1 tRNA gene and 1 pseudogene are annotated in these 1,412 nt (G+C 47.3%); one reads left to right on the top strand and one right to left on the bottom strand.

The features are described from left to right. The first annotated feature begins 309 nt into the window (after positions 1-309). Positions 310-386, top strand: a tRNA-Arg gene (locus QZ506_RS17100). 19 nt (positions 387-405) lie between these two features. On the opposite strand, the pseudogene QZ506_RS17095 reads toward QZ506_RS17100, so the two are convergent. Continuing rightward, positions 406-1,275 (bottom strand): annotated as a pseudogene (locus QZ506_RS17095) (tyrosine-type recombinase/integrase); the annotation flags it as partial. Positions 1,276-1,412: the final 137 nt, after the last annotated feature.

Raw genomic sequence — 1,412 nt, 5'->3', positions numbered from 1 at the left:
GCGCTGCTTGAGGGCCTTGTTATAAGAGGGCCAGTTGGTGATTTTAAAATTTTGTTTTGCCATGGAGACCTGATTTTGAAACAACTGTGGTGATCTGCTCCGATGATTACCCAAAAGTTCTATTTATTCAACAAAGCCTCGGTAATGATAACGGCTTTAACACACAGCATACTGAATGGTGGGCTCGGCAATAGGACTGTACAGTGATTCACCGTACGGCAGAAAATCGGGCCCAATTCGTTGACTCACTGAGGCGTGTGGGTATAATCCAGCCCACTGTTGTCAAACGACACAACCGCATCTCGCTATGCGTCCTTAGCTCAGTTGGATAGAGCAACGGCCTTCTAAGCCGTAGGTCATAGGTTCGAATCCTATAGGGCGTACCATTTAAATCAACAAGTTATGCTATTCACCGACGGCTATACTTTCCAAAAGTGCCAGATTAGTGACATCGCCCGCCAAGACTTCGTCAATTTTTCTGGCATGTTCGATCAAGTGAACCGGTGATAAATGAGCGTAACGTTGTACCATCTCGATACTCTCCCAGCCTCCCATTTCCTGCAAAGCAGAAAGCGGTACACCCGCCTGTACTAACCAACTTGCCCAGGTATGCCGCAGATCATGAAATCTGAAGTCAGTTATTCCCGCTCTCCGTTTACCTGTGTTCCATGCAGAATTGTCATCCACTCGCATTTTTCGTACTGCTGCTGTAGCCCCGCCTCCAGGACGTGTATGTGCTTTGGTGTGAACAAAGACAAAGCGTGAGTGCCTGCCTATCTGATCGCGCAGCACTTTGCAGGCAGTATCATTCAGAGCAACACCAATGGCTTTCCCTGCCTTGGCATTTTCCGGGTGTACCCATGCTACTTTGCGCTGCATATCGACCTGCGACCATTCCAGATTGATGATATTGGAACGGCGTAAACCCGTCGCCAGAGCAAAAATTACAACATGGCAAAAGTTATCCGGCATACATTTTATCAAAGTAGTCGCTTCTTCTTTGGTCAGCCATCGAACGCGCTTGCTGGCGGGTTTACGCACCTTAATCACCGGGGCTTGGCGTAACCATTTCCACTCGTCAGACGCAATTTTCATCAACCCACGCATAAAAGACAGATGCTGGCTTCGTGTTGCTGCTGCTACAGGTTTAGCTACATACGGCGGCACTGGATGCCCTTTTTTTTCTGCTGAATCCCACTGAGCTTCCCAGCGCTGCCGATGTTTCCTATTGTGCATTTTTGCAACTGCTGCCATGATTTGATCTTCAGTAATTGAGGGGCTTTGTTGAATAAATAGAACTTTTGGGTAATCATCGGAGCAGATCACCACAGTTGTTTCAAAATCAGGTCTCCATGGCAAAACAAAATTTTAAAATCACCAACTGGCCCTCTTATAACAAGGCCCTCAAGCAG

It is taken from the genome of Candidatus Symbiopectobacterium sp., from assembly GCF_020054415.1.
In the GTDB taxonomy this organism is placed as follows: domain Bacteria; phylum Pseudomonadota; class Gammaproteobacteria; order Enterobacterales; family Enterobacteriaceae; genus Symbiopectobacterium.
The sequence above is the reverse complement of the archived record's forward strand: the minus strand, read 5'-3'. Positions and strand labels throughout refer to the sequence as shown.